This is a genomic window from Bacillus sp. DWP3-1 (assembly GCF_049896565.1).
Taxonomy (GTDB): Bacteria; Bacillota; Bacilli; order Bacillales; family Bacillaceae; genus Bacillus.
On sequence record NZ_JAFCUN010000001.1, the window covers coordinates 578,885 to 593,918 of the forward strand.

Genomic DNA, 15,034 nt, shown 5'->3' on the forward strand with positions numbered 1-15,034 from the left:
GTGGCTGCTTCATGCCAAGCTTGGCTGAATTCAGAAAATTAAAACAAAAATAATAGAAAAAAGCATGAACGAAGAAAATCCTCATTCATGCTTTTTCGTTATCTCACTCTTTTTGTAGAAGGCTTGCTTTCGTGATGAAGTCGATTGAGAGCCGTTACTTTGTAAGTATCACTCTTATTCTGATGAACTGAAAGATCTTTGACAGATGTCAGCGTGCCGGTTTCTTTTCTAACGGTTTGCAGCAATTCATATGTTCCTTTCGTCGTCAAGCGATAGACCGCGTAATAGGATGCGGTAGATTGCGGATCATTTTTGATCTGTAAAGCCGCACCCTCTGCTGTCTTTTTAATAGATTGAATGATTGGTTTTTTTGGCGCTTTCTGATGAAGCCAAGGCATTTCTGGAATGAGAGCCGGTTTACGGTAAGCATCTTCTATCAATCGATTTTTGACATTCAAAGGGTTGCGATTGATATCCTTTAGGCTAAAGTGCATGCTTCCCTGCACGAGAGGCGACTGTCTGTTCAGTTTGATCTGCCGAAAATATTCTTCTGGATCAGACCAAGCAGGATCACTGTTTTGATTAATTTTATACGTCGCCTGACCAATGTACAGGTGAACAGGCTCTCCCTTCACTTCATTTGACCACCATTTTGTTAGCACATCGTATGCGGCTGCCTGAAAGCCGATGCTCCAGTAAATTTGCGGGGTGACATAATCGATATCGTGCTGCTGAATCCACTCTCTTGTATCAGCATACAAATCATCATAGTTGGTCATCCCTGCTGTGGTGTTTGAACCAGTCGGATCATCCTTTATGTTGCGCCAGACTCCGAAGGGGCTAATACCAAACTTCACATACGGCTTTACTTTCTTCACGGTGTCGTTGATTTGCTTGACCAATTGGTTCACATTATCTCTTCGCCAATCTTCTATATGCGTGAATGCTTTTTTCCCATATGTTTCATACGTTTCTTGATCTGGAAACGGCACACCGGCTATTTTATTCGGGTAAAAATAATCATCCATATGCACTGCATCAATATCGTAGTTTTTCACGACTTCTTCTATGCTGCCGACAATGAACTCCTGAGCTTTAGGAATGCCTGGATTGTAGTAAAGCTGATTACCGTACGCAATAGTCCAATCTGGATGTTTTTTTGCAGGGTGATCGGCTGATAAACGGCTGAGGTCGGTATGATTCATTGTGATTCGATACGGGTTAAACCAAGCGTGAAATTCGAGCCCGCGTTTATGAGCTTCTTCGATCATGAATTCAAGCGGGTCATACCCGGGATCTTTCCCTTGTGTCCCGGTCAAATATTCGGACCACGGGCCGTATGCCGAAGGATAAAAGGCATCTGCTGTCGGTTTAATTTGCATGATCACGGCATTCATATTCATCGCTTTGATCTCATCTAACAAATGAATAAACTCTTGTTTCTGCTCTTTGACAGGCAGTCCTTTCTTTGAAGGCCAATCTAAGTTATAAACCGATGCGATCCATACCGCGCGCATCTCTCTTGTGCTTTCAAGCTTCCCTTTTGGCATTGGACGAGCTAGACTGCTAGAAGGAATCAATAAGAATACAAGCATCAAAATTAGTGTTAGACACGTCATACTGATTTTTTTCAGCATTTTTTGCATCACCTCATATTCAGTTTATTCCGCTTTTTGAGATCGAATGCCAGCAGATGGTGTCAGCAGGATGTTTTTCATTTCCTTGAGCTGAGCTTCAGGTATTTCGCAAGCCTCGATTAAATACCGCTCTGCACTTCCGTATGTGTCCATCATTTCGTTTAGCACATCTTCCAGGTAATCTTGCTGCACACCGAGAAGCGGTTGAATTTGCTCTTTTGACACCCGGTATAAACTCATCATGCGGACAAATCGCTGCTGCCTTCTGACAAGCATTTTCACACCTTCATTGGAACGCATATATTCACTTAAAACGGCCGGCATCGGTACACCTGCTGCTAATTGAATGAGGGCAGATAAAAAGCCTGTCCGGTCCTTACCGCTCGTGCAGTGAAGCATCAGCGGGTAATTGCTCTTATCTGAAAGCAGTGAGAACAGCTGCTGAATCTCTTCTTTACGCTCTGTGAGCATACTTTGATATAAATCTTTCATAATCGGTGCAAATGAAAGAGATTTCCCTTCAGTTGTCAGCATACGAAACATGGTCCACTTACTTGGCATCTTACTGTCAGGCTGCATCGGGATATGAACGATTTTGTTGTGTTCCTTGATTTTTGGCGGATGTGATTTGCGTTCTGAGCTTGTTCGGAGATCACAAATGGTTTGAATCCTAAGCTTTGAGAACGTCAACATATCTTGTTTTGTGAGACGCGATAGATCTGCGGATCGATAAATCATTCCCTGCCTGATCACCATCTCACCTGTTGTTTGAAGTCCCCCTACTTCTCTAAAATTCGCAAGCTTTGAAAATGGGTTGTTTGATTGATTCATAGAAGTGAAAATCCTTTCCGTTACGTTCTTTTCTCTATCATACGCTTTTATTGAGATGGGGAAAAGAGAAGCCATTTGGTATAATGGAAAAAGGAGATTCGGATGGATTGGAGATATGAAGCATGATAAAAACAAAACGGATTCAGCAAATCAAAGAGTATGTGTTTGACCGGGAATCTGCCTCACTTGATGAGCTTGTGGCGCATTTTGGCGTCTCAAAAAACACGATACGCCGAGATGTACAAGCATTGGTCGAATCCGGCGTGCTCAAAAAAGTATATGGCGGAGTGGCTGTGAACCACTCAACGTTAGTGGTGTATCAGGAACGAAAGATTCGTCAGCTGAGTAAAAAGCAATTGATCGGTCAAACGGCTGCTGCTTTTGTGGAAAATGGGGATATGATTTTTGTTGATTCTGGTACGACAACACTTGAGATGCTTCCCTATTTGACTGAGAAACAGGTGACCGTTGTGACCAATAATGTAGATTTTATTACACAGGCGATGCCTTATGAAAATCTCACTATCTTTTCCACCGGCGGGATGCTTGAGAGAAAAACGAATTCTTTCGTTGGCTATCAAAGTGTAGAGCGTTTGAAAGCTTACAATGTCAATAAAGCCTTTATCGCATCAACTGGTTTATCCATTGATCACGGAGTCACGAATTCGTCCCCGCTTGAAACGGATATTAAAAAGACGGTTGTTGAAAAAAGTACCAAAACGTTTTTATTAGTTGATGATAGTAAGTTCGATCACTACGCTTTGACCACGTTTTGTGATTTACACGATCTTGATGTCGTCGTGACGAATAAACAGCCAAGTGAAGATTATCTTCAATATGGAAAAGAGCATGATGTACGGTTTGCCACGCCTTCATCAAATGAGCAGACGTAAATAAATGGATCACAAAAAAACGGCTCAGGAATTTGAGCCGTTTTTTGATTCATTCATTTCAAGCTGCATGATCATGCGGAATAAAAAACGGTATACGGCTGAGATGACTTCAATGAAAGGCATATCTTCGTGGATGTCCTCAAGCTCAAGAAGCTGTAAATTCACATCGAATAAGCCGTCTTGCCCATTAAATTGAAGCTGCGCACCATTTAATGGAGCCAGCATGTCTTTTAAAATGCCTGTGTCTTTTTTAGGACGTTTTAAACCGAATAACACGGTATACGTTTGAAACACTTCGTCCCATTCAATGGCTAATCCATCGACTCTCACCACATCAAACCACTTCGATTCGATATAAATGAATTCTTTTTGATGTTGTTTTACATATGTAAGCGGTGTGTTTAGAAATGAGGCGCCTTCTGTTTGAATCATGTCCTCGGATTCTTTGTCTACACGCTCTATATATACATCGCTAAAGCGTGCCTCTTCCTTTATTCTTGCACCTTCTAAAGGCCAATTGTGGCGCGCCGCTTCGTCATATTCAAAGTCTGTCAGCGCTTGTCCTTCTTTCAATAGATCTTGTAAGCGATTTTGCAATGACATGGCTATGTCTCCTTTCTTCTCTTTCATGTGCGTTTATTATTTTAGCATAACTCATGAAAAGAAAGATATGACTCAGCATATGATGGTATGATAGTGTCAAAAGAAACATCTCGGAGGGGTACGTTTTGCTCACAATGACACTGGCAGAAAAAATCGTAGACGAGGTCAAAAAAGTGCTGACTGAGGAAATCATCATCGCACAAACAAACGGCACCATCATTGCGGCAACAGATCCAGCGCGCATTGGTCAATTTCATGAAGGGGCGTATCTGACATCCTTTGAAGGACAAAAACGAATCCTCACAAAGGATGATGAGCAGCAAATGAAAGGGGTCAAAGCCGGCATCAATCTGCCTATTTATTTTAAGCAAGAGGTCATTGGGGTGATTGGGATGACAGGAAATCCCGTCCATGTCTCTCCATTTGGCGAAATATTACGAAAAATGACCGAACTGCTTATTCAAGAGCATGAATTTTTTCTAGAAACGGAAACCGATGAACGGCAGCTTGAAGCGTTTGTGTTCGACTGGCTTCATCTGCCAGAGACAGCAATCAATCTCACTGAAAAAGCAGCGCGGCTTCAGCTTGATGTCAAAAAACAGCGTATCGTCGTCCTCATTGATTGTCACGATGAATCATTTATGAAGCAGGATCAATATAAAAAAGTTAAGGAAATGCTGCATCTCACAAATCAGGAAATGATCGTCCGCTGGGGACATGCCCGCTTTTTGCTCATGCTGCAAACCTCGGCAAATGATCGTGATACCTTGCAGCAGCGTCTTTTTCACATCCATGCTTCCCTCACCTCACGTTCCACGTCAAAGGTTTTGATAGGTGCGGGAAAACCAGCAGCTGGACATATGATGAAGCAATCCTTTCATCAAGCCTTTCGTGCCTTAAAATTGGCGAATGTGGATACACCGATTGTGTTTGATGAGGATTTAACACTTGAACTTTTTATAGAAGAAGTGAGTCAGGAAACAAAAGAAGTGTTCCTTGATCGAACGATCGCCCCACTTCTCCCCTACCCTGAACTAGTGAAAACATTGCGTGTACTCATAACATCAGATTACTCATTGAAGTATACCGCGGAAGCGATGCACGTACATATCAATACACTGCATTACAGACTAAAACGTATCCAAGATTTAACGACACTTGATCCAAAACGCATGCAAGATGCGATGCTCTTTTATTTAGCCTTGATGCTATTAGATCATCATCCAAATAAACGAGGCGAACAGCCCAATATTTTGTAGAATCGTCCATAGGCATGAGACGATTCTTTTTTTATACTGAAAGAAACGGTATGTCTAATCAGTAGGAGTGAATGCGCATGTTAAATTCTGAATTTTTAAGTCAATTAAAAAAGATTGTCGGGGCGCCCTATGTACAAGACAGTAAAGCCGATCGGCTTGCCTACTCTTATGATGCAACACCTAATTTTCAGCATATGCCAGATGTCATCGTAAGCCCGCGCGCGGCTGAGGACATCCAGCAAATTGTCCGGCTCTGCGCTTCATATAAGGTGCCGATCGTGCCAAGAGGATCAGGAACGAACCTTTGTGCAGGAACCTGTCCTACACAAGGCGGACTTGTGATGTTGTTTACAAGAATGAACCAATTCATCGAAATAGACGAAGAAAACCTCACCGCAACGGTCCAGCCTGGTTTGATCACACAGGAACTTATTCGCCAAGTAGAGGCAAGAGGTCTCTTCTACCCACCAGATCCAAGCTCGATGAAAATCTCCACGTTAGGCGGCAATATTAATGAAAATTCAGGTGGTCTCCGGGGGTTAAAATATGGCGTGACGAGAGATTATGTACTTGGACTTGAAGTGGTTCTGCCAAACGGTGACATCATCAAAACGGGCGGCAAGCTCGCAAAGGACGTGGCCGGATATGATCTGACCCGTTTATTTGTTGGATCAGAAGGAACGCTCGGAATTGTCACAGAAGCCACGCTGAAGCTTTTGCCGCTTCCAGAAACCAAACAAACGATGCTTTGCTTATATGAAAGCCTAGAGGAAGCAGCCGCTTCAGTTTCGGCGATTATTGCAGAGCGTATTATCCCCGCCACATTAGAATTTATGGATCAGCCGACATTGAAAGTCGTCGAAGACTTTGCCAAAATCGGCCTGCCGACTGACGTTCAAGCGGTGCTATTAATCGAACAGGACGGCAACCCTGAGGCCGTTTCCCGTGATATAGAGAACATCGCAAAGGTCTGTCAGCAGCACGGTGCAAAAGGAGTAAATATCGCACATTCTGAAGAAGAGGCAAGTGCCCTTTTAACAGCGAGACGAGCCGCTTTATCTGCCCTCGCCCGTTTAAGCCCCACAACGATTTTAGAAGATGCTACAGTCCCCCGGTCTGAAATTGCGAACATGGTGCGGGCGATCGAAGACATTGCGAGAGAGTACGAAGTGAAAATCTGTACATTTGGTCATGCAGGTGACGGGAATTTACATCCTACTTGTGCAACCGATGCAAGAAATGAAGAAGAAATGAAGCGGGTCGAAGAAGCCTTTCAGGCCATTTTTGAAAAAGCAGTCTCCCTTGGCGGCACCATTACGGGTGAACATGGCGTGGGTCTGATGAAAGCCCCCTATTTAGAGCTAAAGGTCAAAAAAGAAGGAATCGCTGCAATGAAAGCAATCAAACAAGCGCTAGATCCAGCAAATATTATGAATCCTGATAAGGTGTTTGGAAAAGCAGCAAGAAAGCGGGTGGTGGTCTCATGAATTCCCCTAAACAATCAGAGATTCAGCAAAACTTTCAGCAGCAAATGGATGAAAAGGAGCTGCTCAACTGCATGCGCTGCGGCTTCTGCCTCCCTTCCTGCCCTACTTATATTGAATCCGGTCAACAAGAAACTCACTCTCCCCGCGGCCGGATTGCTTTAATGAAGGCGGTGAGAGACGGCGTGATTGAGCCGGATGAAGATGTCGAACATTCACTGAACCTTTGTCTTGGATGCCGTGCATGTGAACCGGTCTGCCCTTCCGGCGTCAAATATGGACGTTTACTTGAGGATGCGAGAGACATCCTTCAGCAGCACAAAAAACAATCTCTTCCTGTCAAATTTGTGAGACGTGTTGTGTTTAAAGGACTCTTTCCTTCACAAAGCCGAATGCGTCAAGCGGCTGGACTTCTGCGATTTTATCAAACCTCTGGTCTGCAAACGGCCGCCCGCAAGTCTGGCATGCTAAAGGTGCTTCCGCCGCATTTACAGCTGATGGAGCAGGCCCTTCCAAAGGTGCCGCGTCAACAAAAAAGCCGTGCGTTAGAATACAAAGCCATTGGCACGGCAAGAAAGCGTGTGGCCTTTTTTACTGGCTGTTTAATGGACACCGTTTTTTCCAGCACAAACGAAGCGACCATCCAACTTTTGCAGCTGGCCGGCTGTGACGTTGTCGTCCCTCCTGTTCAGACTTGCTGCGGTGCACTTCATGGCCATAGCGGAGAAAAGGAGCAAGCGAAACAGTTAGCAAGGCGGAATATTGAAGCATTTGAGGAGATTGAGGCAGATGCCATTGTCATGAATGCGGGCGGATGTGGTGCCTTTTTAAGTGATTATGATCATTTGCTAAAGGATGATCCGGCTTTTCAAAAGCGAGGTGAAGCCTTCTCAAATAAAATCACGGATATATCAGATATTCTCGTGGAGCTTAAGTTTCACCGGCGTACATCGCTTGCCTTGCCAGAGCAGATCATCACCTATCAAGACTCTTGTCACTTACGAAATGGAATGGGTGTAGAGCAAGCGCCAAGGGTGCTGATGAAGGCGATTCACGGGGTATCATTTAAAGAAATGAAGGATGCCGACCGCTGCTGCGGATCCGCCGGAATTTATAATATTTTGCAGCCAAAGATGTCGATGCAAATTTTAGATCATAAAATGACAGAAGCTAGTCAAACAGCGGCGGCTGCCATTGTCACGTCCAATCCAGGCTGTCAATTGCAAATGGCAGCGGGTATCAAACGTTCAGGACAATCGCCCAGCATGCGTGCCGTCCATCTCGCAGATTTTTTATTAGAAGCCGTTCAATATGGAAAAAAAGCGTCCAGCTCATCAAGCTGAACGCTTTTTTTCATGCATATCTTCAGACAATTAGTTGGATAATAGAGGCAAATCGCGGAAGGAGATGATTCAAGTGCTGAAGAAAAACAAACAACATCAAAAGGACCCAAATTCAGTATTTGAGGCATTGTCACGTTCCTCTGATTTTACAAACGAATTGTCACGAAGTGAAGGTTTTCTTTATCGAATCTCTTTTTTTCGTTCTTTAATTAATGGTCATCTACTCCATGAACAAATTTTGCCCTGCATGAAAGAGTTGCACCTCACCCCCACTCTTGAGGAGCTGAAAGAACGAATCCCCATTGAACAGTCTGTCATCACGACCGATCTTCAAAAAGTGGAAGAAGCCCTTCATCTGGGCAATATGGCCATTCGGCTCGAAACGGACTGGGGCAAAGCACTTCTGATACCGATTGAAGAAAAGAAAGGCAGACAAGTTGGGCCCCCCGAGATTGAATTTGGCATTATCAGTGCCCAGGAAGCATTTGTGGAGGTTTTGGATACCAATTTAAATTTGGTCAGGCGGCGGCTGCCGACGCCGAACCTGAAAGTGGCAGAAAAGACAGTTGGCACGCTATCTCAAACAAAAGTAGCGGTGTTATATATTGAAGAAATCGCCAACCCGCAAAACATCGAAACCGTTCTCCAGCGCATTGAGGACGTTGATTATGATCAGATTTTAGATGCGAATTACCTCGCTCAAATGCTTTATGATGTATCCAATACGATCTTTCCATTGTTTTTAAATACAGAAAGACCCGACCGCGTGTCGTCAGGTTTAACAGAAGGGAAAATTGCCATCTTAGTCGATGGATCGCCTCATGTCTTGCTTGCCCCGACTATTTTACTTGAGTATTTTTCCACAATGGAAGACTACAATATGTCGTGGATGGCGGCTTCTTGCTTTCGGCTGTTACGCATATTTGCAGTGATATTCTCCATTTTTGCGACACCTTTATATGTAGCCGTTTTAACCTTTCATTATGAGCTGATCCCAAAGGATTTATTAGAAACCATTGTGTCCTCGCGCTATCTTGTTCCATTTCCTCCGATTATTGAGGCCCTATTTTTAGAGATTTCGATTGAATTACTAAGAGAAGCAGGTTCGAGGCTCCCAGCTAAAGTCGGGCAGACGCTCGGGATTGTTGGCGGGATTGTCATTGGACAGGCTGCTGTGGCAGCAGGCTTAACAAGTAATATTTTACTCATTATTGTCGCCCTTTCTGCTCTTGCCTCATTTGTCACCCCTATTTACAAAATGGGCAGTGCCATTCGGCTGCTGAGATTTCCATTTCTATTTGCAGCACAGATTTGGGGTGCATTAGGCATTGCCGTGATGGGATCTTTCCTACTCACCCATTTAATGAAATTAACGTCTATTGGAAGGCCGTATCTAGAGCCTATTTTTCCGCTGCGTCTGACGGATTTAAAGGGTAGCTTGATTCGTCCTCAGCTCCGCTTTTTGAATAAAAGACCGGAAAATTTACGCCCGCAAAATGAAACGATTCACCGGCAAAAGCCTAAGCAAGGCCGTAAGGGGAAAAATGATTTTTATGAATAAGGAAGTGAAAGCATGAGTTCTTCTTCTGTGAAAGAAAAATTTCAAGTTTCCCCTTTTTTTGTGTTTTTTCTCATCAATGCCAATCAAGTAGGTGTCGGCATTTTAAACTTTCAAACAAACCTTGTTCGTTCTATGAATAATGATGGATGGATCGCCATTCTTATTTCTGGCATCAGCGTCAATGTGATGATCTTTCTGATGTACTTGATGTTTAGAAAGGCCCCTTCGGATGAATTTGGTGATATCACGCAATACGTATTTGGCAAATGGATTGGGCAATTATTCAACATACTCTATATCTTATATTTTGCTTCTTTGTCGTTGACCGTTCTCGTCCACTATATGGATGTGATCCATGTATGGCTGTTTAAAGAAATTCCTGGTCTATTGTTTGCGTCTGTACTGCTGCTGCTTGTGTATTACATTCATACCGGCGGCTTTAGAACCATTGCTGGATGGGCATTTTTTAGCATTGTACTGACGTATTGGATGACGTTTATTTGCTTTTATGTCATGAAATATAGTCACATTCGCTTCATGTTTCCGATGTTTGATCATACATTTTCGCAGCTGGTAATGGGCGTCAAAGATGCCTCCTTATCCATGTTTGGTTTTGGCACGCTGCTTGTCTATTTTCCCTTTATTAAACAAGCACAGACGTCACAAAAATTTGCCCACATGGGGGCATTATTCACGACATGCTTAAATTTACTTGTCTTTCTCGTCTCCATTGCGTATTACTCTAGTGCTCAGCTCAAATTAACAAAATGGCCGACATTAACGTTAACAAGTATTGTGAAACTTCCCTTTATCCAGCGCTTTGAATTTATTGAAGTGTCCCTCTGGCTGCTTCTGATCATTCCAAATATCGCCATTCCATTATGGTCAGCGAGCCGAATGGCGAAACAAGTATTTCATACGAGTCAGCGCGTCACTTTAATCTGTCTCAGCATCCTCATTTTGGTCATGTTTTCGTTTTTTGCCGGGGCAACCTCTTTTGAAGCCTTTAATCAATGGGTGGAATATAGCGGATACATTCTTATATATGGATTGATTGTCTGTATGGTCATTGGGCTGATGCTGAAAAAAAGGTGGGTGAAAAAACGAGCATGAAACGTTATATACTCATGGGTCTCATGTTGTTTAGTCTTTTGTTAACTAGCTGTGCACAGCCTCGCCTTTTAGATGAATTAAATATCTCTCAGGCGGCAGGATTTGATTTAGTAGAAGATGGCGAAATGAAGGGCTTCTTCGTCTTCCCTGTCTTTAAAAGTGAAGAGCAAGGAAGTTATCAAATATTAAGTGCGAGGTCAAACACCATTAGTAATATTCAGTTTCTCGTGTCAGAAAAATCACCTTTTCCAGTGGTCATGGGCCAGGTGCTCGTTATTTTAATCAGTGAAAAATTAGCAAAAGAAGTCGGCATGATCGATTTAATGAATTACATTTATCGTGATCCTATCATTGGTTCACGCCAAGTGTTTGCGATTGTAGGCGGAGAAGTTGAAGAGTTATTATACACAAAAATGAATCAAACGAACTTGAATATTGGCGTGTATCTCTCTGATCTGTTAACCCAAAATATGCGAAATGGCAATGAACCTGTAACCAATCAGCATATTTTTATGAATCAGATGCTGGCAAAAGGGGTCGATGCTTACCTCCCTTACATCAAAAAAACAAGCAATGCCATCAAGGTCACAGGAGTCGCTCTGTTTGATCAAGAAAAAATGGTGGATCATATCCCTGGAGAAGAAACGTTCACATTTAAAGCGATGATTGAAAATCATAAAAATGGCATCTACGAGTTTCAATTGGATGATCAAGCAAAGACCCATGTCGTCATTGAAAATATCAAATCACATGTGTCTTACCAGATCAAACCAACGAAAAACCTAACAAAAAAGCCTCATATCACGATTGATATCAAGCTGAAAGGTGAATTAAAAGAATTTATGAAGTCCAAAAAAATTGATAAACCTTCTATATTGGACCATGTTGAAAGAAAAGTTGAAAAACGTGTCGCTCAGCAAGGACAAGACCTTGTTCAGTCCTTTAAAAAGCAAAACATAGATCCGCTTGGGCTGGGTTTGAGGTATCGATCAAAAGACAAAGCAATGACACCAGAAAAATGGCAGGAAATCTATCCTGATGCGGATGTACAAATTAAATGCCATATGAAAATTGTTCAAACCGGTGTCAGTCAATAAATGAGTGAAAAATTATTCGAAAATGTCTTCTTTGTTATTCATTATTTTAGACACTTTCATTTTGACTCGTGGCACGCGATCTTTTTGAAGATAGTCATTTAAAGTGTTCTCTACTTCATTTTTATCTGTTCTAAGGATTTTAGGTGAACATTGTTCCACAAGGACTGGTCTATTCCCTTTAGCGCAGTTTGCCATTGTATCCAGTGCAATTAAGCTGAAAGGTCTTCCTTTGTCGAGCCATGTTTTCATTCTATCCCAGGTTGGACAGCTTACGGCTGCCAGCCTTCCCCAATGATCGTGAAATTGGGTACAGGCAGACTCCATCCAATCCATGATTTTGTAAGAACGGAAACGGTACAGGCAGATAAAAGCAGCTGTCGGCAATTCTTTTTCACTGATCGATTTCAATTTCTCTATCACATGTTGTAAACCCTCATCTTCTGGCAGGCTGCTGGCTGCTGCCCAGGAAAGTGGATAAAGAAATTCTTCGTCAGCCTGATCCAAAAGTTCCCTAACCCACCCAGCGGCAGATGTACCTAAAACATCAGCCGCGATTTCTATCATTCGTGATTTCACTTCGACATGCCGAGTTTCATCAAACCGACTTTGAACAGAGTCTAAGATCTTTTTCTCATCGTGCTGTTTCAGAGCATCGATGACATCACCCTCAAGAAACCACCTAGTGATTGAAAAGTCTAATAAAGACGCCAAATCTTGCCGAACGTCTTGTAATGTGGGTGCTTTATCTTCTTTGGTGACGATGACATCATCCTCTAATTGGAAAGCCTGTCCGTCCTCTCCATAAAAGTCATCGTGCAGTAAAAATTGTTTAGGAGAATGGAGAACGGCTAAGTTATACCATTCAATAGGTCGTAATGAATAGTTGAGTAGTCTCTTGTGACACGGATGACATAATTGATAAGGCTGTTTCGGCTCATCAGAATTCTCTACTACATTCATTGCGTTTTTTTGACAGGCTTCACATAAAGCGGCTTTTTCCACTCCATTCACTTCCTTTTATTGCATATGTATGATCTTTTATATTTGTCATCATTGAATCATGTGAAAAGAACAATGTTTTCTAATCTTCGTCCTTTACATCTGGATCTTCAGGAATCGGTTCATTTAAAATCTCTTGGACGAGCTCTTTGTATTGTTCAAGCTGCTTCATATGCGTTTGAAACTGTCCTTGATAAATCAGATAGGATTCGCCGTCAAATACATAGCGGATCTTTTTTTGCTGGATTAATTTCTCAATATACGCTTCAGCTACTTCTAAGTATTCAGCTGTTTCTGCGATTGTTAAATACATGTTTGTGCACCACCCGTTCGTTTCATCTAACAAATTATATCATGATCTGTTGAAAAAAACGGATGCAGCCTGTTCATATTTTCTTTACTGATTTGACCACTGACATCATGATAGTTCTTCACATAACAAGTGTTCAGCAAGTAGATCGTCTAGGTACAAGCAAATATGGTATGATAAAGTTTGCTAGACGAGAGTTTATCGTCACAGACTTGGTGGAAAAGCCAGGCATTCATGAGGCGTCTTTCGGTTTAGCCGTGGGAGGTAAGCGGAAAGCATACTCATGAGAAAAGCAAAACAAGCATAGGCTTTTATAAGGATGCTTGAAGAAAATTCGTATTTAAAGGCAGAGTGAAATGAATGGGAACCTTGTTCAATGAAATTTTAACCTGGCTGACAAGCCTTGGTTATGTAGGTGTAGCACTAGGTCTGATGATTGAAATCATTCCGAGCGAAATTGTTCTTGCTTATGGCGGATATATGGTGTCAACAGGAACAATCGGTTTTGTTGGAGCTGTTATCGCTGGCGTCATCGGAGGTACGCTCGCACAGTGTTTTATATACTGGATCGGCCTTTATGGCGGAAGACCTTTTTTAACAAAGTACGGAAAATACTTATTCATCCATGAACACCATATCGCAACTGCAGAGCGCTGGTTTGACCGATATGGAACCGGTGTGGTGTTTACAGCGCGCTTTATTCCTGTTGTCCGCCACGCCATCTCCATTCCAGCAGGTATTGCCAAAATGCCTTTTTTGAAATTTGTCCTCTTGACAGGATTAGCTGCCATCCCTTGGTCGATCTTATTTATCTATCTCGGTATGCAGCTTGGGACAAAGTGGGATCACATTCAAAGTGTTGCTCACGCTTATACAACCCCTATTATGGCCATTGCGATCGTCCTGATCGTTCTCTATTTTGTCCTCAAAAAAATTCGTACGAACCGAAAACGGACAATCTAATGAAAAACGCCTTCCACTGATCGGGTGAAAGGCGTTTTTTCTATGAATGTGATGATTGTTTTTTCATATATTGGGATAATTCCATAATCATTGCACCCATTCTCTCAAGTGACGGAGCTAGAATTCTGTCTATTCCCTCTTCTTTTAAAGCTTCAGCTGTGACTTTTCCGACGGCCACTGCCAGTACGTGCTGCTCGAATAGCTCTTGGAGTTCTTGTTTTCTGCCCCATTTTGCCGCTAATGTGAAAAAGGCGTGAACCTGAACAGCGGTTGTAAAACAGACGGCATGGACTTTTTCATCTTTCATTTCTTGAAGCAATGTTTCTGCGGCCTCTGGTTCAGGAGGTGTGTGCTGATAAGGTAAAAGCGGCAAAACATCAGCCCCTTTGTCATGTAAAAACTGGATGAGAGCCGGAGCGTTTTCCCCGTGAAGCTGCACCATGACGCGTTTGCCATGAAACTCCTTGTCTTCAAGCTTTGAGATCATGTCACGAACCGTTCCATCTTCATCAGATACGTCTGGCTGAATTCCGCGTTTTTTGAGTGCTGCAAAGGTTTTATACCCTCTTGAAGCAATATGCGCATTTGATAGAATGTGCATAAATGCTTCCCCCAGATGAAGCTCTTCTGCACTCTCAATCAATGTGTCTGTCCCGATGCCTGTTGTGAAAATCACCCAATCCGCACCTTGCTTCACAAAGGTTTCAATGCCTGGCTTTAACTCCTCTTTGGCTAAAAATACAGTTCCTTGAAGAGAACGAATAACGGCTTGTCCCCCTTGCTTTTCGACAAGTGTACGCATTTCTTCTGTTTTTCTCGTTCCACAAATGGCAATCGTTTTTCCAGCTAAGCCTTTACTCATTTTATCCCTCTTTTTCTATCACATTTGATATGTATTAAATATAGATTTATTTGGAAGACGTTGCAAGTGTCTACTAAAA

General features: G+C 42.6%; 14 protein-coding genes. 8 read left to right on the plus strand and 6 right to left on the minus strand.

Going from position 1 to position 15,034, the window contains the following annotated elements; all coding sequences use genetic code 11:
* Nucleotides 1-98 precede the first annotated feature (98 nt).
* A complete protein-coding gene (locus ACP7A0_RS02925) occupies nt 99-1,637 on the minus strand; it encodes a glycoside hydrolase family 10 protein (RefSeq protein ID WP_426004197.1) in 1,539 nt (512 codons plus the stop codon).
* Between the two features lie 24 nt (nt 1,638-1,661).
* Nucleotides 1,662-2,468 (minus strand): tyrosine-protein phosphatase, encoded by an 807-nt coding sequence (locus ACP7A0_RS02930; RefSeq protein WP_060596491.1) that lies wholly within the window; start codon nt 2,466-2,468, stop codon nt 1,662-1,664.
* 122 nt (nt 2,469-2,590) lie between these two features.
* Here ACP7A0_RS02930 and ACP7A0_RS02935 point away from each other — a divergent pair, with 122 nt between their 5' ends.
* A complete protein-coding gene (locus ACP7A0_RS02935; RefSeq protein ID WP_426004200.1) occupies nt 2,591-3,361 on the plus strand; it encodes a DeoR/GlpR family DNA-binding transcription regulator in 771 nt (256 codons plus the stop codon).
* A 24-nt stretch (nt 3,362-3,385) separates the two neighbouring features.
* Here the strand turns inward: ACP7A0_RS02935 and ACP7A0_RS02940 are convergent, their stop codons facing one another.
* Nucleotides 3,386-3,964, minus strand: coding sequence for a branched-chain amino acid aminotransferase (locus tag ACP7A0_RS02940; RefSeq protein ID WP_426004202.1), 579 nt, complete (start codon nt 3,962-3,964; stop codon nt 3,386-3,388).
* Between the two features lie 125 nt (nt 3,965-4,089).
* On the opposite strand from ACP7A0_RS02940, the gene ACP7A0_RS02945 reads away from it, so the two are divergent.
* The 6 genes from ACP7A0_RS02945 (at nt 4,090) to ACP7A0_RS02970 (ending at nt 11,821) form a co-directional block, all read left to right on the plus strand.
* Nucleotides 4,090-5,223, plus strand: a complete 1,134-nt coding sequence (locus ACP7A0_RS02945) for a CdaR family transcriptional regulator (protein ID WP_426004204.1) — start codon at nt 4,090-4,092, stop codon at nt 5,221-5,223.
* A 77-nt stretch (nt 5,224-5,300) separates the two neighbouring features.
* Nucleotides 5,301-6,710: a glycolate oxidase subunit GlcD gene (gene glcD, locus ACP7A0_RS02950; RefSeq protein ID WP_426004206.1), complete on the plus strand. Its 1,410-nt coding sequence runs from the start codon at nt 5,301-5,303 to the stop codon at nt 6,708-6,710.
* Nucleotides 6,707-8,050: a (Fe-S)-binding protein gene (locus ACP7A0_RS02955; protein WP_426004208.1), complete on the plus strand. Its 1,344-nt coding sequence runs from the start codon at nt 6,707-6,709 to the stop codon at nt 8,048-8,050. The genes glcD and ACP7A0_RS02955 overlap by 4 nt, the downstream gene beginning before the upstream one ends.
* 73 nt (nt 8,051-8,123) lie before the next feature.
* The gene (locus ACP7A0_RS02960; RefSeq protein ID WP_060596497.1) at nt 8,124-9,611 is read left to right on the plus strand and encodes a spore germination protein; all 1,488 of its coding nucleotides are present in this window, start codon (nt 8,124-8,126) and stop codon (nt 9,609-9,611) included.
* 12 nt (nt 9,612-9,623) lie between these two features.
* Nucleotides 9,624-10,724 carry a GerAB/ArcD/ProY family transporter gene (locus tag ACP7A0_RS02965; protein ID WP_426004211.1) on the plus strand — a complete coding sequence of 367 codons (1,101 nt, stop codon included), beginning with the start codon at nt 9,624-9,626 and terminating at the stop codon, nt 10,722-10,724.
* On the plus strand, nt 10,721-11,821 hold the full coding sequence (locus ACP7A0_RS02970) for a Ger(x)C family spore germination protein (RefSeq protein ID WP_426004213.1): 1,101 nt from the start codon (nt 10,721-10,723) through the stop codon (nt 11,819-11,821). The genes ACP7A0_RS02965 and ACP7A0_RS02970 overlap by 4 nt, the downstream gene beginning before the upstream one ends.
* A 12-nt stretch (nt 11,822-11,833) precedes the next feature.
* Here ACP7A0_RS02970 and ACP7A0_RS02975 read toward each other — a convergent pair whose 3' ends face one another.
* Together ACP7A0_RS02975 and ACP7A0_RS02980 are read right to left on the minus strand one after the other, a co-directional pair.
* Nucleotides 11,834-12,823 (minus strand): hypothetical protein, encoded by a 990-nt coding sequence (locus ACP7A0_RS02975; RefSeq protein ID WP_223250437.1) that lies wholly within the window; start codon nt 12,821-12,823, stop codon nt 11,834-11,836.
* 79 nt (nt 12,824-12,902) lie between these two features.
* Nucleotides 12,903-13,133, minus strand: coding sequence for an excisionase family DNA-binding protein (locus ACP7A0_RS02980; RefSeq protein ID WP_034660863.1), 231 nt, complete (start codon nt 13,131-13,133; stop codon nt 12,903-12,905).
* Between the two features lie 357 nt (nt 13,134-13,490).
* On the opposite strand from ACP7A0_RS02980, the gene ACP7A0_RS02985 reads away from it, so the two are divergent.
* Entirely contained in the window at nt 13,491-14,093 is a 603-nt protein-coding gene (locus tag ACP7A0_RS02985; RefSeq protein WP_095285257.1) for a DedA family protein, read from the plus strand.
* A 40-nt stretch (nt 14,094-14,133) separates the two neighbouring features.
* On the opposite strand, the gene ACP7A0_RS02990 is transcribed toward ACP7A0_RS02985, so the two are convergent.
* On the minus strand, nt 14,134-14,955 hold the full coding sequence (locus ACP7A0_RS02990; protein ID WP_282066705.1) for a uroporphyrinogen-III synthase: 822 nt from the start codon (nt 14,953-14,955) through the stop codon (nt 14,134-14,136).
* Nucleotides 14,956-15,034: the final 79 nt, after the last annotated feature.